The organism is Desulfuromonas versatilis (assembly GCF_019704135.1).
GTDB classification, from domain to species: domain Bacteria; phylum Desulfobacterota; class Desulfuromonadia; order Desulfuromonadales; family NIT-T3; genus Desulfuromonas_A; species Desulfuromonas_A versatilis.
In genome coordinates, this window is the sequence record NZ_AP024355.1 from 1546488 (window position 1) to 1568499 (window position 22012).

Consider the following 22012-nt stretch of genomic DNA (forward strand, 5'->3'; position numbering starts at 1 on the left):
AGTCTTTCCTTGAACGGCAAGCGGGGGAGCCCGCGCGAAAAAGCCGGGGGCGGGCAGGGGCATCTGCACAAAGTCTAGCAGAACTCAGGAGGATGGCGCCCAGATTATGCAATTGATCCGCAGACGGCAACCCGGAGACGCGGGCCCGGGGCTGTTATAATGGGCAAATCAGGCCGAGAACCTTGGCGGGAAACGGGTGCGCTGCGCCCCATGGGCGGTTCAGGGACGATGAAAAACTCGGGAATTCTTCAGCAGGGCAAGAACTGCTGGCGCCTGGCATCCTGCGGGCGGGCAGCCTTTCTGGTCGACGGCGAGGCCTATTTCTGGGCCCTGGCCCGGACCCTGCTGCGCGCCCGGCAGTGCGTCTATATCCTCGGTTGGGACATCGACAGCCGCATCCGCCTGGTGCGCGACGGGGAGCAGAGCGAGCTGGAAGGCCTGCCGACGGAGCTGGGGGCGTTTCTCAACGGGCTGGTCGCCCGCCGTCGGGGACTGCACATCTACGTCCTCGACTGGGACTTCGCCATGCTCTACGCCCTGGAGCGCGAACCCCTGCCGATCTTCAAATTCGGTTGGGGGAGCCACAAGCGGCTGCATTTCAAGATGGACGACAAGCATCCGGTGGGAGCTTCTCATCATCAAAAGCTGGTGGTGGTAGACGATCAGGTGGCGTTCTGCGGCGGGCTCGACCTGGCCAGTGCCCGCTGGGACACTTCGGAGCATACGCCGCAGGAGCCGCGCCGCCGCGACAACGGCAAAACTTACGGGCCTTTCCACGACGTGCAGTTGATGGTCGACGGGGAGGCCGCCCGGGCGCTGGGCGAGCTGGCCCGGGAACGTTGGCGCCGGGCCACGGGCCGCCGGCTCAAGAGTCCCAGGCAGCGGGGGAACTCCCCCTGGCCCGAGTCGGTGGAGGCCGACCTGGAGCGGGCCACGGTGGGGATCCTGCGGACCGACCCCGGCTGCGAGGGGAGCACCCAGGTCTGCGAGGTGAAGGACTTTTACCTGGACGCCGTTGCCGCGGCCCAGTCCTTCATCTACATCGAAAACCAGTATTTCACCGCCCAGGAGATCGGTCGGGCTCTGGAGCGGCGACTGGCGGAGGAGAGCGGACCGGAGGTGCTCCTGGTGCTGCCCCGCGAGTGCTCGGGCTGGCTGGAGCAGGGGACCATGGGGGTGCTGCAGGCCCGCCTGCTGCAACGGCTGCAGCAGGTCGACCGGCACGGCCGGCTGAAGGTCTATTACCCCACCCGCGAAGGCCTCGACCCGCAGGTGATCAACGTCCACGCCAAGGTCCTGGTGGTGGACGACAAGCTGGTGCGCATCGGCTCCTCCAACCTCAACAACCGCAGCATGGGCCTCGATTCGGAATGCGACCTGGCCATCGAGGCGGGCGAGGAACCGCGTTTGCGGCGGGGGATCGCCGCTTTTCGCAACCGTCTGCTTGCCGAGCACCTCGGCATGGCGGCAGCCCGGGTGGAAGAGACCCTGGGGGCGCGGGGCTCGCTGATCGAGACCGTGGAGCAGCTGCGCGGCGGGCAGCGCAGCCTGGCGCCCCTGGAACCGCAGGTGGATGAATGGCTGAATGGACTGATCCCCGACGCCGGGGTCATCGATCCCGAAAGGCCCGTTTCCTTCAGCGAACTGGTCGAGCAGCTCGCCCCCGTCGACCTGGAGGCCGGCGCGCCGCGAGGGGGCCGCAGTAAAAAAGGCCTGGGCTTCGGCCTGCTGCTGGCGGCCGCCCTCGGGTTGGCGGCGCTCTGGCGCTGGTCCCCCCTTGGGGAGTGGCTCGATGTGGAGACCCTTTCGGCATGGGGGCTCGCCATTCGCGACAGCCCCCTCGCCCCCCTGGTGACCCTGGCCGCCTACGTGGCCGGGGGCTTCGTCCTGGTCCCGGTGACCCTGCTGATTCTCGCCTCGGCCCTGGTGTTCGGGCCGGTCGCCGGTTTCTGCTACTCCCTGGCCGGCGCCCTGGCGAGTGGTCTGGCGAGCTATGCCCTCGGGCGCCTGCTGGGCCGCGACCGGGTCCGGAATCTGGCCGGCGGCCGGCTCAACCGCATCAGCCGCGCCCTGGCGAAAAAGGGGCTGCTGGCGGTGGCGGCGATCCGCCTGGTTCCGGTGGCCCCCTTCACCGTAGTCAACCTGGTGGCGGGGGCCAGTCACATCCGCCCCCGTGATTTCACCCTCGGTACCCTGCTGGGCTTGGCGCCGGGGGTCCTGGCCATCACCCTGTTCGAGGAGGGGCTGGTCAGTGCCCTGAAAAACCCCGGCTCGGGAGATCTCCTGATCCTGGGCGGAATCGGGGCGGGCGCGGCCCTGGGCGGTTGGCTGCTGTGGCGCCGGCTGCGGCGCAAAAAGCGGCTCCCCGGGGATGAGCCCCATGAGTGAGCCCGGCCTGCTGCAGCTGGTCTCCTGGAATGTCCACGCCTGGCGCGGGAGCGACGGGCGCGAGGACCTGGAGCGCAGCGCCCGGGTCATCCAGGGGTTGCAAGCAGACATCCTGGGCCTGCAGGAGGTGGTCAATCACCAGGACGACCTGGCCGGGGCGGGTGAGCTGGGGCGGCTGGCGCAGCGGGTCGGGATGGAGCTGATCACCGGTCCGACCCTGGTCCGCTCCCACGGCGAATACGGCAACGCCCTGTTGAGCCGCTTCCCGGTGCAGGCGGTGCGTCACATCGACCTGAGCTTTCCCCACCGCGAGCCGCGCGGGGCCCTCGACATCGACCTCGATATCCGCGGACACAGGCTGCGGGTGGTGGTGACCCATCTCGGACTGCGCCCGGTGGAGCGGCGTTTCCAGGTCCGGCGGCTGATCCGGGCCCTGGATGTGCACCCGGCGGAGACCCTGGCGGTGATGGGCGATCTCAACGAATGGTTCATTTTCGGCCGGCCCCTACGCTGGCTGCACCGCCACTTCGGCCGCTTCCAACCTTCCCCGGCCACCTTTCCGGCCGTCTTTCCGGTATTCTCCCTCGACCGGATATTCATCGACCCTCCCCATGCTCTGCAGCAGCTGCGCGCCATCCGCACCCCCGCGACCCGCAAGGCCTCGGACCACCTTCCCCTGCAGGCCCTGGTGCGCCTGGGGGGCCCAGGGGGAGGATGAGGATTCACCTTCGACCATCGCCCCATAGATCCCTGTGGCGCTATGTCGCAAAAAACTTATGTGTTATTGCAGCTGCTTGGTTTGGACTGACCCGCCAGCGCGGAGATGCTAAGCCCGGTTTTTTTCTTCTGGCGATCCACAGAAGATGCTAATCTGGCCGCTGTTTCTACCTGCAAATTTCTAGGAAACGGAGGGCCGCCTGACCGATGGGTTACGATCCCGAGATTCATCGTCGCCGCTCGATCCGCCTCAAGGGTTACGATTATTCGCGCACTGGAGCCTATTTCGTGACCATCTGTGCGCATAGCCGCGAATGTCTGTTCGGAGAGATTGTGGACGGGGGGATGCGGTTGAACGACGCGGGATTAATAGCCCGGCAATGTTGGATTGAGATCCCGGTTCATTTTCCCCAGGTGAAATTGGATGAATTTGTGGTCATGCCCAACCATATCCATGGAATCCTGGTGATTACCGACCCCGGCGAGGCAAACGCAACGGTAGGGGCGAAAAATTTTTCGCCCTTACGGCAACCGCCCCAACGGGTTTCGCCCTTACGGCAACCGCCCCAACGGGTTTTGCCCTTACGGCAACCGCCCCAACGGGTTTTGCCCTTACGGCAACCGCCCCGAATGGCGTCCACACCGCAACACCCCAGCGGGACGTCCAGAACAGTTGGTTCGATTGTCCGTGGATTCAAAATCGGGGTCACAAAATGGATGAGGAACAACACCCCGATTTGCAACGTATGGCAACGCAATTATTACGAACGGATTATCCGCGACGACCGGGAATTGGCCGCAATCAGGGAATACATCGCCAACAACCCGGCACAATGGGGCCTGGACAAAAACAACCCGGAGAATCATAAGGACGGGTGATGGTACATAGAAAGGCGAAAAATGTAGGGACGAAAAATTTTTCGCCCCTACGGTGGACGGTGGCCATGGCAAAAACAACCAAACAAGACATAGATCACGACATCCCGGAAGAAGTCGAGCTTCCCATCGACGGAGTTCTCGACCTCCACGCCTTCCGCCCGTCGGAGGTGAAATATCTTATCCCCGACTATCTGGCCGAATGCCGCAAACGTGGGATTCTTGACGTGCGGATCATTCACGGCAAAGGGACGGGAACACTGCAGCGGACCGTACATGCCATCCTCGGCCGAATCCCAGAGGTCGCATCCTTGCGTTTGGCCGGAGAAGATGCCGGAGGCTGGGGGGCTACGCTGGTTCGTTTGCGGAAACTTCCCTGATACAAATTCTGGATAGGTTAGCCCCTTCTTGGAACAGGTTTGACTTCCTCAACATAATTGTTCGAATTCTAGCCAAAAGACGAGATCACCTGCCTAAGGCGAGGTGTTTTGACGAGGTGAAGGGTCGTCTATTTATACAAATAGCTGGCCGCCGACGGATTAAAAATTCTATCTCTTCAATTAGTCCGTAGAAATAAGGCAATCCAAATGACATTGGCCTTCTGGCAGGTAAATTGCTTAGCTTGCCCGATCATGGCAGTCAATTAACCCTCATGTTTTTTGAGGGGTAAATTCATTCTCCGATAAGAGCAAAACCGGGGTAACCCGGTGACGCAAAGCCACGGGTCCCATTGGGGGATAGCCGGGTTGCCGAAGAGAGGGGATGTGGGTTTCTACGCCCGTCTTCGGTTAGGAGATGGGCGTTTTTCATTTTATGGAGGTACTATGAGGAATTGGTTGTTGACAAAGACATCCTGGCGAAAGAGATCGACGTCTTAAAACCAAAGCACCTGCTCTGCATCACCGGTGGTTGGGGCAAAAAAGTCCTCGAGCATAATGGGATTGTCATCGGGGAGAGCAAGGGGGGCATCCGCTATGCCGGATTGCACCAAAAATCTTTCGGTGAACTGAAGGTTGTTGTGGCGGACCGGCCGGAGGGGAAGAAAAGGGCCGAGTGGGTTGGGCGGGTTCTTGACGCCTTTTCACGCTTGTGAGTCCACGGAAGGAATGCTCTTAAGCAGGTTCAATTACCTGGAGCCGACTGCATCTAATGGTCACTTTAGGGGTTTGGAATCACGGTGGATTTTTATTTTTGTGACTTGACGGTTCTGATGGGAAATGCCATTATCACAAAAATCAAATTACAAATATTTCACCCTGTCGAAAAGGCAAACCCGGGGAAATCCGGGGACGCAAAACCTAGGATCCTCTTTGGGGACAGCCGGGTTACCGAAGGAGGGTGGGCCTGATAATAGGTGTCTGCAGCGCCCATCTTCGATTCAGAAGTGGGCGTTTTTATTTTGCCTAGGATTTTTGAAACGATGCGTGGTGCAATCGGCTAAAGAAAAAATTTAAAACAATAATTACAGATGTTTTTTTCGCGATATTTTAATGAATTTTGGAGGTCTTGTGAAGAATATTAAATTGCTGTTTTGTTGTGTTGCAATGATTGGTCTGTTCGGTTGTGCAGTTGTGTCAGATAAAGGAAGATATTATGATGTAGGAAATAGATATAGTAATAGTTATTGTTCTGAGAAAAAAGATGTTGTCTTGTATGTTTCTAAACATGAAACAAATTATTGGCATCATTCCGTAAATAGCACAAGCGAATTGGAGGGTTATGAAAAGCTTTTAAATCAAATATTTTTAGAAAGTAAGTGCTTTGCAAGCGTGACTAGTACACCATTTCCTGTTATTAATAAGAAACAAAATATATTATACATTGATATCAATAGAAAGGCTTTTTTGGGTAAGGGTTTTATTCCAATAGTCACGCCAGTTTTAAGCTTAGTTTTCCCAATGCAAACTGGAAATGATATATATCTAAATGCAGATATTTCCTATGGCGGTAAAAAATATGTCTACGAGATTGAAGATGGTATCAAAATTATTCAATGGAGTTTGTGTATTTTTGCTGTTCCATTTGTAAGCAATCCTTATCTGAATATTTCTGTCAAAGACAAAGACCTTGTTGACGCTCTTGTTATTCGAATGAAAACAGATGGCCTTGTTAATTGAATAGTAAGAAAAAATCAACCAACAAGTAAAGAGATGCTGAAAAACTAAATAGACAAATGGTGTCCAGAGAGAAGGTTGCCGGGTCAGGCTTCCAAGTTGATAAGATGGCCGACATATTCAAGGTAAATAAGTAAATGACCTCACTCACCGTCTCCCTCAAACTCTTCTCCTCCCTCTCCCGCGTCCCCGGCGCGGTCTGGATCGAGGCCACCAAGCGCAAGGCGCCGCACAAGCCGCTGCTGCACCTGGCGGTGCTGGATCTGGTGCATCGCGGCGTCATCACCACGCCGTTTATCGACGTCACCGCCGATCAGGTGGAGCTGAACGAGCTATTCAACCTCTACTGGAGGCGGATTTACAATCATAAAGGATGCGGGTAGTGCAATGAAAAATCATAGATACAATCCAGACAACCTGAAGCCACTTGCCTTTGTAAATGATCCCGATCCTAGATCCAATTTTTTCGAGAGATTCGATCCAGATATCAGGAACTTTAGGCCCTTGACCTTGAATGACCACTACGCGTCAATATCCTTCTATACTCTTGTTCCGCCTGTCCCAGAGAAAATCATTACCCATTATGAGACGGGTAAAAACCTCTTTTTTTACGCCTGGTTTGCTTATCGTTTCTACCCCGTAGCCCAGCTCCATGTTTACACAACCTTGGAAATGGCTCTGAAAGAACGGATTGGCGTGGGCAATCTGCGTTCAGCAAGCAAGTCTGTCAATCAAAGGCCGGGGCTGAAGGCATATATCCTCTTTGCCAAACAACAGGGGTGGGTACGCAATGAAGGGTTTCAGCGTTGGTGGCAGAGCGCACGCGTTCGTGCCGAACATCGCGCAAGCATGGAATTGATTGCCGAAATGGAGCGTACTGGTGCAACAGAAGCGGTATGGGATCCATCCAAAGTCGAAATCACAGAACAGGATAAAAGTTGGGACTTCATGACTGCTTTAGCAGAGTCGGCCCCAAAGATTCGCAATGAATATGCTCATGGATCCAGCATGCTCCATCGTTCGGTCTTGGGAAGTTTTGAAGTGGTTGCAGAGTTTATTAAACAGCTGTGGCCAGCGGGAAACTCTTTTGTCCAGATGCCATAGTTTGATTTTGGAAGCATAAAAACCCATGATCGACCTCACAAACAACATCCAGCGCTTCTCCTCCCTCTCCCGCGCCCCCGGCGCGGTCTGGACCGAGGCCACCAAGCGCAAGGCCCCTCATAAGCCGTTGCTGCTCCTGGCGGTGCTGGACCTGGTGCACCGCGGTGTCATCACCACGCCGTTCATCGACGTCACCGCCGATCTGGTGGAGCTGAACGACCTGTTCAATCTCTACTGGCGGCGGATCGTGCCGCTGGGACAGACCAGCAGTATTGCCTTTCCCTTCTCCCGCCTCGCCCGCGAGCCGTTCTGGGAGCTGGTCCCCCAGCCGGGCAAAGCCATCACCGATGCGGTCATCAACAACACCTCCTCCGTCACCTACCTGCGCAAGTACGCCCTCGGGGCCAAGCTGGACGACGGCCTGTTCAGGGTCATGCAGAGCGGGGAAGGGCGGGAGGCGTTGAGGGAAGCACTGCTTCTTTCCTGTTTCTCCGATGAAGCGGCGAAACAGCTGCTGGAGCAGTCGATAATCAACCGGGAGGCGTTCGACTACAGCCGGGTGCTGGAGGAGCAGGTCCACCTGCCGATGGTGAAAGAGATTGCGGCGGCGAAAAGCTATCGGCCTGCGGTGCGTGATCAGGCGTTCCGCAAGGTGGTGACCACGGCCTACGACCACCGCTGCGCCCTGTGCGGGATCCGCATCATCACCCCCGACGGCCACACGGTGGTGGAGGCAGCGCACATCGTGCCATGGAGCAAATCGAAAAATGACGATATCCGTAACGGCATGGCCCTCTGCCGCACCTGCCACTGGGGATTTGACGAGGGGATGATCGGCGTGTCCAGCAATTACACGGTCATCACTGCCCGCTCCATCGGTATTGATCCAAATTTCCCCGGTCTGCTCCCGATGCTTTCAGGGCGGGGAATCATTCCTCCTGCTGACAGCGACCTGTGGCCAGCCCGTGAGTTTCTGGCCGAACATCGGCGAGAATGGCGGCTGTAAAGGGCGCTGGTACCAAGCTTGCAAATTCACTCCGTCATGCTTTGAAACTTTGACACCTTCGGCAGGGAGGGGCTCTTTGCAACGTCTTCCCTGAATAAATGTCTGAAGCAAAGTTTTTAAAACAGTTTTGATGATTTTTGAATGATAGTTCTTAGGTCAAAGGAGGGCCCGTTGTTAACTGTCGATCGCTATAATAGAGCACTGGTGGATATGGGGTTGACCGACAAGCAGAAGGAAATGCTGACCGCCCACTATAGTGCCCCCGACCGCCGGATTACCATGACCAGGCTGGCTGAAACTGTAGGGTACCAGAACTATGCGGCTGCCAATCTGCAGTATGGCAAGCTGGCCAAAAAACTCTGCCAAGTTATGGATGCTGAACCGGATGACCGGTATAAGGACGGTAGCCCGTTCTGGCTCTCGATCATCGCCGAAGCCTGGAAGAATAAGGATGGCGAATATGAGTTCCAGATGTGGCCTGAACTGGCCGAGGCCCTTGAGGCAATGGGTATGGTCGATGGAGGGGCCAATGATTGAAAAGTTGAAGGCGATTTTCAGGGAGCAGCTTCCTGATTTTGTTGATTTCCAACAACCGGGTAAGACTTATCTTGATAACGAATACAGCTACAAGGTTGCCCTTTCGACCATGGCCCATGAAATGCTTGACGAATGGGTTAACGGCGCGGTCGACGGGCTGTCCACGGAAAGTTTCCGCGAGCTATTAGGTCGGCTCCTGCGAGGAAAGCTCCCGGGGGTGGACATCATTCAGAACCTTGCCGGCTGGCGTGACAATGCAACTTTTTTCGATGAAATTCTTAGCGATGAGGCCCAGACACGGCAGTTCATGGTTCATCTCCATTCCCTCCTGCGGGACGCGGCTGCTGGTTCCGAGGTCAGTGATAGTCTGGGTCGGATGCATGACTGGCTCAATGCACGCGACTGCCCGCCCAACTTGACCAAAGTCTTTCCATCCTTTTTTCTCTTTGTCTGGAACCCCAAGGAACATTTTTTTATCAAGCCGAGAGTTTTCGACCAATTCTTACGAAATATTGGCGAAAAACCCCTGGGTACCGGTTACCGCCTGACTTCGGCGGAGTACCAACGGGTTTTGCAGATAATGAACCGTCTCCGGGATCAACTGACTGATTGGCATCCCCGGGACATGATTGATATCCACAGTTTCTTCTGGGTAGTGCAGCACTGGGCGGATATGAAACTGAAGGATGAAAAAGTTGAGGCAGGGCCTGTGGAGGATGCTGCCATCGAGGTCGATCAGCCGACGAAAATGGATCGCGTCAGCATGCAGCTAAACCTGATTCTGTACGGCCCGCCGGGGACAGGGAAGACCTACGAACTGGAAAAGGAATTTTTTCCAAAATTTTTCGTCGAGGTTAGCTCCCAAGGGGTTCGTCGCTGCGAGTTCGTCACCTTTCACCAAAGTTATGCCTATGAGGAGTTTGTCGAAGGGATCAAACCGGTTGTCGATTCCCAAGGCGAGGGTGGCCTGACCTACCAGGTGCAAGACGGTATTTTCAAGCAGATGGTGGCCAAAGCGGTCAGTGATCCTCATCACAGCTACGCGCTGTTTATCGACGAAATCAACCGTGCCAACATCTCGAAGGTGTTCGGTGAGCTAATCACCCTCCTTGAGTCCGACAAGCGGATGCGCTGGAACGAAGAGACGCAGGCATGGGAGGGCGGCATTCGCATCCGTTTGCCCTATACCCATACCCAATCGCCTGGGGCACCTTTGTTCGGCGTCCCGGACAACTTGCACCTTGTCGGCACCATGAACACAGCCGACAGGAGTATTGCCCTGCTCGATACGGCTCTGCGGCGTCGTTTCGAATTTCGGGAATTGATGCCCCGACCAGACCTCCTAAGTAAGCAGAGCGTGACGGCGCCCGGTGGTTCTAGCAGCATCGACTTGGATAAACTTTTGGAAGCGATGAACGACCGTATCGAGTTCCTTTACGACCGGGATCACCAAATCGGCCATGCGTATTTCATGGGGGTCGAAAATTATCAGCAGCTCGAACAGGTTTTTTTGAATCGCATCATCCCGCTGTTACAGGAGTATTTCTACAACGACTGGGAAAAGGTGCAGATGATCCTGGCCGACCTGGACGATTCCCTCGATGTCGACGGTCGACCCAAGGCCAAAGACAACGCCATCATCAGCTACCGGATGCCCAAGGTTCACACCCTCCTTGGCCATACGGACGCCATGGCACAGCGTCGGCTTTACGAGATCCCGGTACAGATAGAGCCCGAGTCCATAATCAAGATCTATGATGGCTTCTGATGCCGGCCTTTGAGCATACCCTCCAGCTTAAAGAGTTCGAGCGCGTTTCCGTTGGCCCGCAATGGGACAGCCGTACCCGCACCGTCGGGGCAGGGGAGGTGGCGGCCATCGAGCGCTTTCAGGCCAAATCGGGGAGGGAGCTGATCAAGCTCGGCTACCGGAGCATCCAAGGCACGAACTGGGTTGGAACCCTGGGTGTTGGCCAGCGCTGCCTGGAGGTGATCCCGAAAATTGACGACCCTGCCGGCCCCCTCGATGCCCGCCGCACCAGGGAAAACCTGCTTTGGATGGTGTCCCGGGCTGGGATGGTGCCGATCGAGCCCGCGGATATCGCCCGGCTTGCCGACCCCCAGCGGCCTTTGCTGGCGGCCTTTCTGGACCTGTATGTCGACCACCTGGCCCGCGAGTGGCAGCGAGGCCCTATCAAGGCATATATCTCCGAGGAGGAAAACCGAACCTACCTGCGTGGAAAACTCCTTTTCCCCCAGCAGCAGCGGCACAACCTGATCCAGAAGCAACGCTTTTTCACCACCGCGGATGAGTTCACCATGGACAACCCGCTCTCCCGCCTGCTCAAGGCCGGTCTGCGCTGCTGCGCCGGGCAGCGGCTGAGCGATACCGTGGCACGGAAGGCCAGAGGTCTGCTGATGGAGTTCGCCGAGGTGGCAGACTGGGAGTTTTCGAGCCAGGAAGCCGACCAGCTCCAGGTCAGTCGCCAGCATTCGCGCTATGAGTTGCTGGTCAATCTGGCGCGGTTGATTTTGCGGAGCACTTCACCCGAAACTGGTGGTGACGGCCGGCAGGTCTACTCGCTGATGTTCGACATGAACGAGGTATTCGAGAAATTCGTTGCCGCCGAAATGAAAACCGCTCTGGCAGGGACCAAGTTTGCGGTGGTTTCGCAAGTCGCTGGGCAAAGTCTGTTAACCCAGAATGGAAAGCCTCGCTTCAACCTGCGACCGGATATCGGTGTTTATCGGGGGGGCGAGCTCGTTTGCCTGGTCGACACCAAATGGAAGCGCCTGGACATGAACAAGTCTCACGCAGGCGTCAGCCAAGCGGATATCTATCAGATGTATGCCTACGGCAAGGAATACGGATCTGCTTTGACGGTCCTTCTCTATCCGCGGTGGGGGAGCTTGCCCGAGAGCATTGCAGGGTACGTGCACAATTATAGCGCGTTGGCCGATCACCAGAAGGGGATCGAAATCAGGACGCTTGATGTTGGAAGCCTTCTTTCGCTCCCTGCACATCGCATGGAATTTGCGGCGTCGCTTTTCAGGTTGATTCCTGATGTTGCTCCAAGGTCCCGGTGAAAACCCGGTGGTTGGGATGGGGGAAAACGGAAAGCTTTTCATTCCCTGATGCTTGCATTGTGTCTTGATGTTTACTGGCAAAAAAACTTGGTTTTCCTATCCACATGAACCACTCGACAAAAGTAACGAAAAGTGTTACTTTCTGCGAGTGATTCATCTGTGAGGGGCCAAATGTTAGCATCTAATTTCATTTCGGGCTTAGTGGCAAAAGGGCAGTACACCTTCACCGGCGAAGACGCTGACAAAGTCCTTGGTCCCAATCCCGTCGCAACTCGGGCAGCTCTTAGGAGGCTGAGCAAAAAGGGGGAAATCGCCATGCCCTATAGGGGATTCTGGGTGATCGTGCCCCCGGAATACCAGGGTTTTGGCTGCCTGCCTCCTGAGCAGTTCATTCCCCAACTCATGAACCACTTGCAAGAGCCGTATTACGCGGGTCTTTTGAGTGCGGCCGTGTATCACGGCGCCGCGCATCACCGGCCCCAGGTTTTTCAGGTGGTGGTGGGAAAAAACCGTCCCAGCATCGAATGCGGGAAGGTCAGGGTGAATTTCATCGCACGGAAGAATGTAGCAGAGATCCCCACCGCCAATTTCAAAACTCCCCGCGGACTTCTTAGACTATCCTCTCCTGAAGCGACCGCTTTTGATCTGGTTGGCTATCCAGAACACTCGGTTGGGCTGGATAATGTGGCCACCATCCTGGGAGAACTTGCCGAAAAACTGGACGGGAAAAAGCTTGTGGAGGCAGCAAAGTACTCACCGGTCGCCTGGGCGCAGCGCCTGGGTTATCTGCTCGACCTTGTCGGTGAAGGGGAAAAGGCGGACGACCTGGCCCTTCATGTAGCTAGGGAAAGACCCGTGTCGACCCCTCTTGAACGGTCCAGGCCCTTCAAGGGCGCGCCCAAAGATGCGCGATGGTCCGTGATGATCAACACCCAGGTAGAGGCCGAGTTTTGATCTCTCAGGACTTTATTACCGAATGGCGTGACAAGGCGCCATGGCTGCAGTTGTCCCAAGTCGAACAGGATCTGGTCATCTGCCGCGCCCTGGTGGCGATCTTCAACCATCCGGTGCTGAAGGAAACACTCGCGTTTCGCGGCGGTACGGCGATGTTCAAGCTGCACATGCCGGCGGCCCGCTATTCGGAGGACATCGACCTGGTTCAGGTTGAGGCCGGGGGTATCGGTCCGTTGATGGATGGCATCCGGGAAGCCTTGACCCCCTGGCTTGGTGCGCCGAAATGGAAGCAGTCCCAGGGACGGGTCACGTTTCGCTACCGCTTCGAGTCCGAAGAGGGCTTGCCGATGAGTCTCAAGGTGGAGATCAACTCTCGAGAACATTTTTCCGTCTTCGGGTTTCGAAAATATCCTTTCGCGGTCGACTCGCGCTGGTTCTCGGGGGCGGCGGAGATCTTGACCTATGACCTTGAGGAACTGTTGGGGACCAAACTGCGGGCTCTGTACCAGCGCAAGAAGGGGCGCGATCTGTTCGACCTGTGGCACGCTTTTAACGGCGGCGGAAGCTCGCCGGATGCTGCCCGAATCATCGTAGCTTTTCTGAAATACATGGATGATGGTGGCTACCAGATAACCCGGGCGCAATTCGAACAAAACCTGCTGGAGAAGCGGGACGACCCCCAATTCGCTGGGGATATCCGGCCGCTCCTGACTGCTGATGCGGAGTGGGATTTCAATACGGCCTTTGATTTTGTCATGGACACCCTGATTTCCAAGCTGCCGGGCTAACCCTGGCAGGGGCGTTCGTTTGAGTCATAGAGTCTGTTTGGGTGAGTATGACCCGACATGACGAAAATTCAGACTTTTCAATTGCTCAATTGCGGGGTCGGACCACGCCAACTTACCTGGCCGAATGCCGCAAGCGCGAGATTCTTGACGTGCGGATTATTCACGGTAAGGGGACCGGGACTCTGCAACGGACCGTACATGCCATTCTCGGCCGGTTTCCGGAGGTTGTGTCCTTTCGTTTGGCAGGAGAAGATGCTGGCGGATGGGGGGCTACGTTGGTCCGTTTGCGAAAATGATTCAAGGGAAGTTGGAAATGAAAAAAGCGCCTCACCCATCCGGGTTGAGGCGCTTTTCTTTGTTGGTGTGGTGCCGAAGGCCGGAATCGGACCGGCTTCTATTTGGCGCCCAAAAAGCTCAAATTCTCAGCTAGTTATTGGGCCGTGCTTTTGTTAGGTTCTCCTCTTCTGAGTATTTGCTTTGTAGCAGCTCTTGTAGCTGGACGCAACAAGATTATTTTTTTCTTGCTAGGGGATACCGAACAGAGACGCATTAAAAAAACCAGACTAAAACAGTCGGTTATTTTTTAGGGGGGGCTCGGCCACATCTACCCACAGCCCGACTTGATATATAATTCTTCTATTTAAAATCAGTAACTTGCAAAGAAAATAAAAAATTTAGAAAAAATTCTGATAAATGGTGGGGTCTTACAGGACATAAGGAGGTAGAAGCACAAATCCTACCTGGAGGTGACTGAATGAACTTTGTCCGAACTAACCAGACCACAGACGAAAGAGCTTTAAAAATTAACCGTTTGATGAATGACACGCTGAGGATGGCAGAGGCTGGGGCGCTGTTTGCAGAGGTCCTGGCTGATTTTGACGGAGATACCACAGCCTTGAATCGCTGGATCAAGCAGCACTGTGATTGCGCAGTTCAAACTGCCCACCGCTACCGCATCTTGGCGGCGCATAGAGAGGTCCTTGAGCATACTGGTATTTTCAGGCTAATTGACGCTTACAGGTTGCTTCGAATCGACGGTAATGTACCGACAACGGAGTAACGTTGAGCTCGCAAAAAGAAAAGCAAACCGCCATGAGTCAGTTGAACCGGGTCTAAAGACTGATTCAGCGGGCCACAAGACCCGATTAGTTGAATCCTGTAATTCATTCAGCCGAGGCGGATTAACCCGTTGCGAAGTCAAGTCCCCATTATACCTTACAACCATGATATTGTGACAACAGAGAGTAAGCCAATGGATTTACAGACGATGAAAAGCCTTTCAGGCATTCCATGGGAAATATTTCTCACCGTACACCTCCCACGTGATACTGCCAATGAACAACAGGCCTACAAGATTCTGCAGGCCCAACTCATACGCCCCTTAAGCAAATATCTCAGGACCCAACTTGCCGCTATCGGGGTTCACAACCGCCTTCGGGGTAATCACGCCCACCTGGTCATCATCAGTTCGACGGGTAAGAAGTTTCAGGGGGTTACTACAGGGCTACTCTACCGCATTTTGGAGGCTGCTGGTTCACCGCTGGTTAAAGACCCAAAAAGCATCCACATGGAGACCGTCAGAGACGAAGGATCTGTGGCTTATATCCGTCGAAACCTCCCTGATAGGTCCGGAAAAGGTGGGTTGCTTTGGTTTAACAGATACAGGCTGAAAAACCTGTTTGATGATCCTCTGAGGTGGGCTGCATGAACGGCGAGGCTACCTTACCCCAAGTCGATACAAATCAGACCATAGCACAAGTGCTAGGTGCCCCCAAACGGTCAAGCGTGGAAGATCTTAAGCATGCGGAATGAGAGATTCATGTCTTTCAACGGCCCGAGCCTTATGGCATATTTCCAGGAAAATGATGCCGGAACAGGAGGGGAGATTACCGTTAAATGCAGGGGAAAAACGCTTGAACTTGGCCAGGTCATTACCAGTCAACAGGCCGGGGCCACCTATGTGGTCCTCGATTAAGACCTCTCAGGTCTCGGCTATTGGTCACGACCTCATTACAGGGACTCTGTTGCTCGAATTAACGCCACAGTTGCGATCTCACGCATTCTGGGCGACGCAATAACACTGATCCATGAAGATGCTCTAGCTGTAGTTGTGGGTGGCACTGTGTACTTTAAAATTTTACTTCCTGGATCCGTAGATGTTCAGCGGTTGGACCGAATCCATGTCTGGAAAATATCTGGTGAACAATTTCGACTAATGGTCCAGACCCTACACCTCGCTAATTTGGTGAGAGTCTGATCATTGACCACGTTGTTCTAGATCAGCGACAAATAGGGTGATAATTGCAAAAACTCTAGTCATCATTGACAGCTTTTGGATATTCAGCCCACTCAACACCATCGAGGATGCGGCCCGTTTTCTTCTTGTTGACCCCTCCCCATTGTTTAAAGAAAAACGGAACACTTTGCTCCATGCAGATATTTCGCAGTGCTCTAACCCAATCAGGGTTTAGGGGCCGTGCACCAGGCCCCGATTCTCCACCGGCGATTACCCAGTCGATCGCATTTAGGTTTAGCCCCTTGAGAGGTCCTAGTAGGGGTTCGCAGGAAATAAAGCGGACTTTCGCTGGAACAGTAGCCAAGTCATTAACTCTATCAAGATACTTGCCGTTCTCCACAGTAACGCCCATCCAGAGGTTGTCTGGCCATTGAAGAATCGGGGCCAACTGCGCCAGTCTGCTAGCACGTTTTGTCAGAATTTGGTAGGTATGTTGCGGGGATTTTTTGATGGTATTGAATACTCCTTGGATGAGGTCCAGAGGGACCTCGTGATGAAAAAGATCCCCCATAGAATTGACAAACACCATGCGGGGCTGACGCCAGGCCAAAGGGGTCTCAAGGGAGCCGGGATGTAAAGTGACCTTGAAACCGTCGGAGTATTTGGCGTTACCCATGGCCCTTAGCCGCTTGGCGAGTCGCTCAGCATAACAATTCGCGCAACCGTCGCTAATTTTAGTGCATCCGGTCACCGGGTTCCATGTAGCCTCGGTCCATTCGATTTTTGAGTGATCTGCCACGTTTAGAAACCCAATCCTAATTGACTGTTTGGGGCGTACTTGAGGGATTCCCGCCAGAATTTCATGCCCAGTTGGTGCTTGGAGGCGAACAGCAAATTATAGTAGTGCCGGACCGGTTGGTAGTCAAAGAATTTGTACCCTAGGGCTCCGAGGTTAAGCTGCAACTCTGCCTGAAGTGCGGACTTGAGTTCGTTTTCCATCCGGGATGAGAGCAATATCTTATGAACATCCGGGCGCTCAAAGAAGCCCGAGCTCCCAATAAAACGCTCGTATTTTTCCCGAGAGGGGTCACCTTCTAGTGCTCGTCTGGCGTTACGAACAAAGTCGGTTCCAAAAGCCACGTTGATAAGCAGGTCGACACTACCAAGCCGCCTAACGATGTGTTCGACCGTGGAGAAGGGTAAGCTCATGTCGGTTGGGTCGATAAATAAAAGGTGGAGGCCCCTGCCATTTAGATGGCTGGTCGCCGCATCGATTGATTCGGTGGACGTGTAATCTCCTGGGCGAACATAGACTTTTGGACCCATTAGACCCAGAAATTCTACCCGGGATTGAAGGACCTCAAGGGCGTTGCTGTCGATGTCAATGAAGGTGGCGTCAGTTAGGTGTTTTGCGTGGGGGTGGTTTAAGAAGGCGATGGATGTGCCGTCGAACTCTCGAGCTGCCTCAAAATCAATCAACCGTCCAGGGCCAGAGCAAATCTCGGTGTAGTGTAGGTTTCCCTTAAATTTTTTTTTCATCCCGTTTGCGAATATCGTTAGGTACTGGAGCAGAAAACGAGTCTTGTCCTGCCCCCAGTTCCCAACGCACCGCAGGGGGGCCCCGTCCAGAGTCGAGCTTATCCTGTTGCATAAACCGTTGGTGCAACGAGCCTTCCTAGTCCCCTGATTGCAACGCATGCAGTCGGGGTTGGGCGTCTCCCTGAAGTCTATCTCAACTCGTGACATATAGCCTCCTGATGACGTTGTTTACGGTTGTTATTGTTTAATTATCATGAGGCAACCTTTCTGGCCACAACTTTTTAACGGGAAATGGCGGGCCTAGGGCCTTAAGCTCTTTGCACGCCACTAGGCCATGCCTTTGTGGCAGAGGGAGCAGTCAATGCCCAAAGGGTGCCAATAGGGTTGTTCTGCGATTTTGGCAGAGTCTTGCCAAAATCACTGTGAGTCTATTGGCACATTCTGGTAGGGGTTCCTGTCTCGATCAGATAGGAGGGTGGCATGGGGAAACAATCGGGTACGCCAGGGTTTCGACAGTGGGCCAGAGGCTTGAAACCCAGCTGGAGCAACTTGCTTTGGTTGGCGCTGAACGGATCTTTCAGGAGAAGGCCAGTGGGTTTAAAACTGACCGGCCGCAACTTGCAGCTTTCCTGGATTACGTAAGAGAGGGTGACACCGATGTGGGCACGAACCTCGACCGTATCGCCCGCAGCACAAAAGACCTTCTGGAAATCGTGGATGCACTGCATTGCAAGGGGGTAGCCTTTCAGGTCCTGAGCATCGACCTGGACACCTCCACTCCCACCGGCGGGCTCATGCTGACCATGTTAGGCACAATAGTTACCTTTGAGCGGGAGATGATGCTGGAGCGACAGGCTGAAGGGATTGCACCGGCAAAGCGAGCAGGTAAATACGGCGGCCGAAAACCTACCGCCAGGGCAAAGGCCCTTCAGGTACGGGAACTCGCTAGCTAGGGCCTAACTAAACAAGTAATCGCCGACAAACTTGGCATCGGGGTACGCAGCGTTCATAGAGTCCTGCAGGGGGGGGGGGGCTGTGACAGTAAGATTGACGGGCTCAGTATCACCGCAGTCGGTGGTGCCATGACCTTACCCAGGGGTTGGGACACTCCCGGTAATCCAACTGCAGTTGAAAGCTATGGCTAGGGATGGCTGCGGCTGTTGGGAGGTTGCGCAATGGTTGAGCCAAATAAGGTGGGGGCGGCCTTTTTCTCGGCGGCGACTGCGTGTGGTGCGAACCCCTGTCGTTTCCCGCGAAAAGAAATTGATTCAGTTATATAGCCGAGTTTTAATAAGACAGTCGATTGTCAGGTTGCTGCATCGATACTTGATCAGGCCACGATTCTTCAAAGATTCCATACCCAGCGTCTGTGATTATGCCGATGCCGTAATAGTATAGGAGAGATCTTATGTCATCGTTGACATCTGTATCCAACAGGACTGCTAGCTTGGGGTCGTCGATGAAGCGGGCGTAGTCGAGAAGTTGTGCTAAGGCTGTCTTGATATTTTGGCGTACTCGGTAGGATTCGGCCAGGTCGCCGAGGTTTTTAGCCTCTATGATCAACCTGCGATCTGGGAGGTAGATGTCGCTCAACAGGACCCTGCCTTCCGACCTCCTTATGCTAAGTCGCCCGATAGGCACCCTTGATGCCCTACAGAAGCGATCATAACGAGTTATGAGGTCGACCTCAGTCCTCGAGTGTGGCTTGTCAAACACACCTATGATTTCGGCATTTGCTCCTAAAGGAAGATGCATAGCTGTGTCTCCTCTTGGGAGGTTGAAATGATATCTAGCCACGACCTTTCTTATTTGCATGAATTGCGTCAGGGACCCAGTGTCGCTTCCCTGATTGGCAACGGAGGGCCCTATGATCAAGAAGATCTTTCGCGAATTTCTGAGCTACCTGCAGATGACCCACCCGCTGCCTCCGGGCGTCGCGCTTGAGGTCAAGACGACCCGCAAGCCCACCGTCAAGTACGGCAAGTACGGCGATGCCGCCGGAACCTTCCACAAGGTCGGGCCGTTTGCCGTCATCACCATCTCGCTCGACCAGAAGCCGACCTTCTTCATGGGCGAGAAGATCCTCGACGGGCGCACCGACCTTAAGATCCTCACGACGATCGCTCACGAGTACAAGCACGCCCTGCAGGCGTTCAACCGCGACACCCCGCTGAACGGCGACTACAACGGCCCTGACGAGGTCGAAGCCCGGGAATGGGCTACTCCTACGGTGGAGGCTTTTCTTGCACGCTCTAGGTAGGAAGCCTATGGATTTGTCACCCCATTTCAGTTGCTTGCCAAGCTGCACCAGAATGTCTACCCTCGTTGCCAACTCGTCCAGGTCGTTGTTAATAGTGAGAGGGAAGGACTTCAAGGCGGGGCGAGCGGCATGCCTTGTCTAATGCGGTATGATGCAGTTTCTCCTCCGGAGGCAGAGGTTGATCGATACTTCGAGGGTACTCTGCCTTCTGGGGGGTGTCAATATGGATTTGTGAGTTATTTCAGTATGTTGTGAATGTACTAGTGCATTGGTCGATTGTCCGGGCCCACTTTGCGTGAGCTCGCCCGAAGGGCGGCCATTCGGCCGCCCAGTCAAGGCCAGTCGTTCCAGCACCCCAGGCGGGGCACAAATTCCACCCCGTACTGGGCGAGTTCTACCACTGCCTTCTTGATCGCAACTCGGTAAGGATCTGCGTATCTATCGAAGGTAAGACCCTCGAGCTTGTGTCCCAAGACCTCGCCGGCAACCAACATGTCGGCTCCAGCCTGTTTGAGTGCATTAGCGAAAGAGTGGCGGGTGGAGTGAAATGACTTTTTGGGGTCGTCGTCGATATAGAGGTTTTCGAACCCCGGCCGGTTATCTGCGCCATTGTACCAGTCCTTGATGTTCCTCTGGTATTTTCCTCTGGCGGTCTTGGTCAACTTCATCCAGAGGCGTGGGTGTCCCGCACGCTTTATGTGGTCAAGGTACTCCAGGAGGCCGAGTCCGATAAGCGTCGAATGGACAGGGACCAGTCGTTTCGCGTTTCCGGTCTTCAGGCGTTTGGCCACCTTGCCGGACTCGTCAAGCCAATCGACGTCGAAGCACCACACCCCTTCGACCTCGCGAACATCCGCTGTGTGCAACTGACAGATCTCCTCGAGCCTCATCCCCGAGAAGATCCCGATCAGCGGGACCCAGTACCGTTCGGGGTGTTGTTCGAAGGTGCCTTTTTCCCTCTCGGCGACCAGGCCATCGACCAGCCCCTGGATGTCCTTTTGAGTGTAGGGTTTTTTCTGCTCACGGACTGGCCCCTTGGTGGTTTTTGGCAGGTTTACGCCGTCGCCGACATTATGCGGGATCAGCCGCACACCGTCACCGCTGGCCCACTTGACGAGGCCCTTCACCTGTCCTAGCTTTTTTTTCACGGCAGCATCGGAGATGGGCTTGAGGCGTTTCTTTTGGGCGACTTCAAGGACCGCCTCGATGCTTTTCCCTTTGGTTTCTGGCCTCTTGTTCATATGCGCGGGGAGTTTGCGTATTGTGTCCCGATAGGTACGTATGTCGTCCCGGGTGAGTTCGGCCGCCGGCTTTTCACCAATGATTCGCACCAGAAGCCTGCAGGCATCTTCGTACTCCCCGTACGTCACTTCCTCGAGGCCCTTTTCGCGGATCTCGGCCATGTACATGTCGATGACCTCGGTAAGGGTTGGGCCCGGGGTGGCCTCTGCCGGTGCAGGAGGGACGCTGGGAGATGTGTCCGCGGGTGGCGCAGGAGGGACGCTCGGAGTCGTGTCCGTGGGGGGCGCCAGCAAACGCTCTGTCGCTCTGTCATAGGCATTATCGTAGTTGCCCATCAGCCGCTCGATCTCGATCCGGTAGGTTGAGATCTTGGCCTTGAGCAGCTCGAAACAGAGCACCCGGAACTCCTGGGGCATGGGGCTGTGGTTGGCGAATCCTTCGTGATCGTTGCTGCTGTAGGTGGGGATATCTGCCTTGGTGATCGCGATGAGGGCATTTGCCTGCTCTTCCAGGAACAGGTCGATGTGCCTTCCTGCCAGTTGGGCCTCGAGTGCCTCTACCTTCTGCTTGTAGTGGCTCACGAGCTGCTCGCGCCCTGCCCGTGGGACACTTCCCCCATGGGCATCCGGAAACCCTCCAGCCAAGGGGATCAGGTCCTCGTTCCAGGTCCAGACGTCGAGAGGTGAGCCCTGGGCCAGATCGTGAAGGGTGGATCCGCTCTCCCTGTGATGCTCTAGGCCGTCCAGGGTTCGCTCTAGGTAGGTTTTTACAACGCGGTGGATTTCTGCTCTGTTCAATGCTCGGCTCCGGATCAGGGTGATTACGCGCTCTGTTTCCGAATTGAGCCGCTCGACGCGGGGAATGGCGGCTTTGCGGTCCCGGGTCCTGAGGGACCGCCAGATCTCCTTGGCGGGGAAATAAGGACGTACGTCAGATGGCAGAACGCGCCTGAAGTAGTAGACTCCGGCGCGCTCCATGAGGTGTATCGCGGGCATCGACTGTCTCCTCGGTCCGTTGTAGCAGTTCGTGTAGCAGCGAACCCAGCTGAGGAGAAAAGTCAATTATTTCAAGTACTTGGTGCCGAAGGCCGGAATCGAACCGGCACGGCCAGAAGCCATCGGTTTTTGAGACCGACGTGTCTACCAATTCCACCACTTCGGCACGAGC

At 55.2% G+C, this 22012-nt stretch carries 23 protein-coding genes, 1 tRNA gene and 2 riboswitches; of the genes, 19 read left to right on the plus strand and 5 right to left on the minus strand.

The annotated features are described in order from the left end of the window. Positions 1 to 228: 228 nt before the first annotated feature. The 17 genes from DESUT3_RS06920 (at position 229) to DESUT3_RS07000 (ending at position 15276) form a co-directional block, all read left to right on the plus strand. Positions 229 to 2388, plus strand: a complete 2160-nt coding sequence (locus tag DESUT3_RS06920; protein ID WP_221251711.1) for a VTT domain-containing protein — start codon at positions 229 to 231, stop codon at positions 2386 to 2388. Continuing rightward, positions 2381 to 3106 (plus strand): endonuclease/exonuclease/phosphatase family protein, encoded by a 726-nt coding sequence (locus DESUT3_RS06925; RefSeq protein ID WP_221251712.1) that lies wholly within the window; start codon positions 2381 to 2383, stop codon positions 3104 to 3106. The genes DESUT3_RS06920 and DESUT3_RS06925 overlap by 8 nt, the downstream gene beginning before the upstream one ends. 206 nt (positions 3107 to 3312) lie before the next feature. Continuing rightward, positions 3313 to 3984: a transposase gene (locus DESUT3_RS06930; RefSeq protein WP_221251714.1), complete on the plus strand. Its 672-nt coding sequence runs from the start codon at positions 3313 to 3315 to the stop codon at positions 3982 to 3984. 65 nt (positions 3985 to 4049) lie between these two features. After that, positions 4050 to 4361, plus strand: a complete 312-nt coding sequence (locus DESUT3_RS06935) for a Smr/MutS family protein (RefSeq protein WP_221251716.1) — start codon at positions 4050 to 4052, stop codon at positions 4359 to 4361. A 297-nt stretch (positions 4362 to 4658) separates the two neighbouring features. Continuing rightward, a riboswitch (cyclic di-GMP riboswitch) is annotated at positions 4659 to 4735 on the plus strand. 78 nt (positions 4736 to 4813) lie between these two features. Next, a complete protein-coding gene (locus tag DESUT3_RS06940; RefSeq protein WP_221251718.1) occupies positions 4814 to 5074 on the plus strand; it encodes a hypothetical protein in 261 nt (86 codons plus the stop codon). 163 nt (positions 5075 to 5237) lie between these two features. Continuing rightward, a riboswitch (cyclic di-GMP riboswitch) is annotated at positions 5238 to 5314 on the plus strand. Between the two features lie 175 nt (positions 5315 to 5489). After that, positions 5490 to 6098: a hypothetical protein gene (locus tag DESUT3_RS06945; protein ID WP_221251720.1), complete on the plus strand. Its 609-nt coding sequence runs from the start codon at positions 5490 to 5492 to the stop codon at positions 6096 to 6098. A 134-nt stretch (positions 6099 to 6232) separates the two neighbouring features. Next, positions 6233 to 6478 carry a hypothetical protein gene (locus DESUT3_RS06950; protein WP_225911644.1) on the plus strand — a complete coding sequence of 82 codons (246 nt, stop codon included), beginning with the start codon at positions 6233 to 6235 and terminating at the stop codon, positions 6476 to 6478. Positions 6479 to 6482: 4 nt separating this feature from the next. After that, positions 6483 to 7199, plus strand: coding sequence for a hypothetical protein (locus DESUT3_RS06955; RefSeq protein ID WP_221251722.1), 717 nt, complete (start codon positions 6483 to 6485; stop codon positions 7197 to 7199). Between the two features lie 25 nt (positions 7200 to 7224). Further along, entirely contained in the window at positions 7225 to 8205 is a 981-nt protein-coding gene (locus tag DESUT3_RS06960; protein WP_221251723.1) for an HNH endonuclease, read from the plus strand. A 171-nt stretch (positions 8206 to 8376) separates the two neighbouring features. Then, positions 8377 to 8742, plus strand: coding sequence for a hypothetical protein (locus tag DESUT3_RS06965; RefSeq protein ID WP_221251725.1), 366 nt, complete (start codon positions 8377 to 8379; stop codon positions 8740 to 8742). After that, positions 8735 to 10510: an McrB family protein gene (locus DESUT3_RS06970; RefSeq protein ID WP_221251726.1), complete on the plus strand. Its 1776-nt coding sequence runs from the start codon at positions 8735 to 8737 to the stop codon at positions 10508 to 10510. Before DESUT3_RS06965 ends, DESUT3_RS06970 begins: the two co-directional genes overlap by 8 nt. Next, positions 10510 to 11826 (plus strand): McrC family protein, encoded by a 1317-nt coding sequence (locus tag DESUT3_RS06975; protein WP_221251728.1) that lies wholly within the window; start codon positions 10510 to 10512, stop codon positions 11824 to 11826. The genes DESUT3_RS06970 and DESUT3_RS06975 overlap by 1 nt, the downstream gene beginning before the upstream one ends. Before the next feature lie 171 nt (positions 11827 to 11997). Next, positions 11998 to 12780 carry a type IV toxin-antitoxin system AbiEi family antitoxin gene (locus DESUT3_RS06980; protein WP_221251730.1) on the plus strand — a complete coding sequence of 261 codons (783 nt, stop codon included), beginning with the start codon at positions 11998 to 12000 and terminating at the stop codon, positions 12778 to 12780. Next, entirely contained in the window at positions 12777 to 13568 is a 792-nt protein-coding gene (locus tag DESUT3_RS06985) for a nucleotidyl transferase AbiEii/AbiGii toxin family protein (protein WP_221251731.1), read from the plus strand. The genes DESUT3_RS06980 and DESUT3_RS06985 overlap by 4 nt, the downstream gene beginning before the upstream one ends. 47 nt (positions 13569 to 13615) lie before the next feature. Next, positions 13616 to 13864, plus strand: a complete 249-nt coding sequence (locus tag DESUT3_RS21295) for a Smr/MutS family protein (protein ID WP_221251733.1) — start codon at positions 13616 to 13618, stop codon at positions 13862 to 13864. A 458-nt stretch (positions 13865 to 14322) separates the two neighbouring features. Then, positions 14323 to 14628 carry a hypothetical protein gene (locus DESUT3_RS06995; RefSeq protein WP_221251734.1) on the plus strand — a complete coding sequence of 102 codons (306 nt, stop codon included), beginning with the start codon at positions 14323 to 14325 and terminating at the stop codon, positions 14626 to 14628. 192 nt (positions 14629 to 14820) lie between these two features. Further along, entirely contained in the window at positions 14821 to 15276 is a 456-nt protein-coding gene (locus tag DESUT3_RS07000) for a hypothetical protein (RefSeq protein ID WP_221251736.1), read from the plus strand. Positions 15277 to 15880: 604 nt separating this feature from the next. Here the strand turns inward: DESUT3_RS07000 and DESUT3_RS07005 are convergent. Beyond that, positions 15881 to 16603, minus strand: a complete 723-nt coding sequence (locus DESUT3_RS07005) for a DUF5131 family protein (protein ID WP_221251738.1) — start codon at positions 16601 to 16603, stop codon at positions 15881 to 15883. Between the two features lie 2 nt (positions 16604 to 16605). Further along, positions 16606 to 17550, minus strand: coding sequence for a three-Cys-motif partner protein TcmP (gene tcmP / locus DESUT3_RS07010; RefSeq protein ID WP_221251739.1), 945 nt, complete (start codon positions 17548 to 17550; stop codon positions 16606 to 16608). 215 nt (positions 17551 to 17765) lie between these two features. On the opposite strand from tcmP, the gene DESUT3_RS07015 reads away from it, so the two are divergent. Beyond that, positions 17766 to 18296 carry a recombinase family protein gene (locus DESUT3_RS07015; RefSeq protein WP_318836004.1) on the plus strand — a complete coding sequence of 177 codons (531 nt, stop codon included), beginning with the start codon at positions 17766 to 17768 and terminating at the stop codon, positions 18294 to 18296. A gap of 334 nt (positions 18297 to 18630) precedes the next feature. On the opposite strand, the gene DESUT3_RS07020 is transcribed toward DESUT3_RS07015, so the two are convergent. Continuing rightward, entirely contained in the window at positions 18631 to 18936 is a 306-nt protein-coding gene (locus DESUT3_RS07020; RefSeq protein WP_221251741.1) for a hypothetical protein, read from the minus strand. 274 nt (positions 18937 to 19210) lie between these two features. On the opposite strand from DESUT3_RS07020, the gene DESUT3_RS07025 reads away from it, so the two are divergent. Continuing rightward, positions 19211 to 19603 carry a hypothetical protein gene (locus DESUT3_RS07025; protein ID WP_221251743.1) on the plus strand — a complete coding sequence of 131 codons (393 nt, stop codon included), beginning with the start codon at positions 19211 to 19213 and terminating at the stop codon, positions 19601 to 19603. 332 nt (positions 19604 to 19935) lie between these two features. On the opposite strand, the gene DESUT3_RS07030 is transcribed toward DESUT3_RS07025, so the two are convergent. Together DESUT3_RS07030 and DESUT3_RS07035 are read right to left on the minus strand one after the other, a co-directional pair. Further along, the gene (locus DESUT3_RS07030; RefSeq protein ID WP_221251745.1) at positions 19936 to 21840 is read right to left on the minus strand and encodes a site-specific integrase; all 1905 of its coding nucleotides are present in this window, start codon (positions 21838 to 21840) and stop codon (positions 19936 to 19938) included. 80 nt (positions 21841 to 21920) lie between these two features. Further along, positions 21921 to 22006: transfer RNA gene (locus DESUT3_RS07035), tRNA-Leu, on the minus strand. Positions 22007 to 22012: the final 6 nt, after the last annotated feature.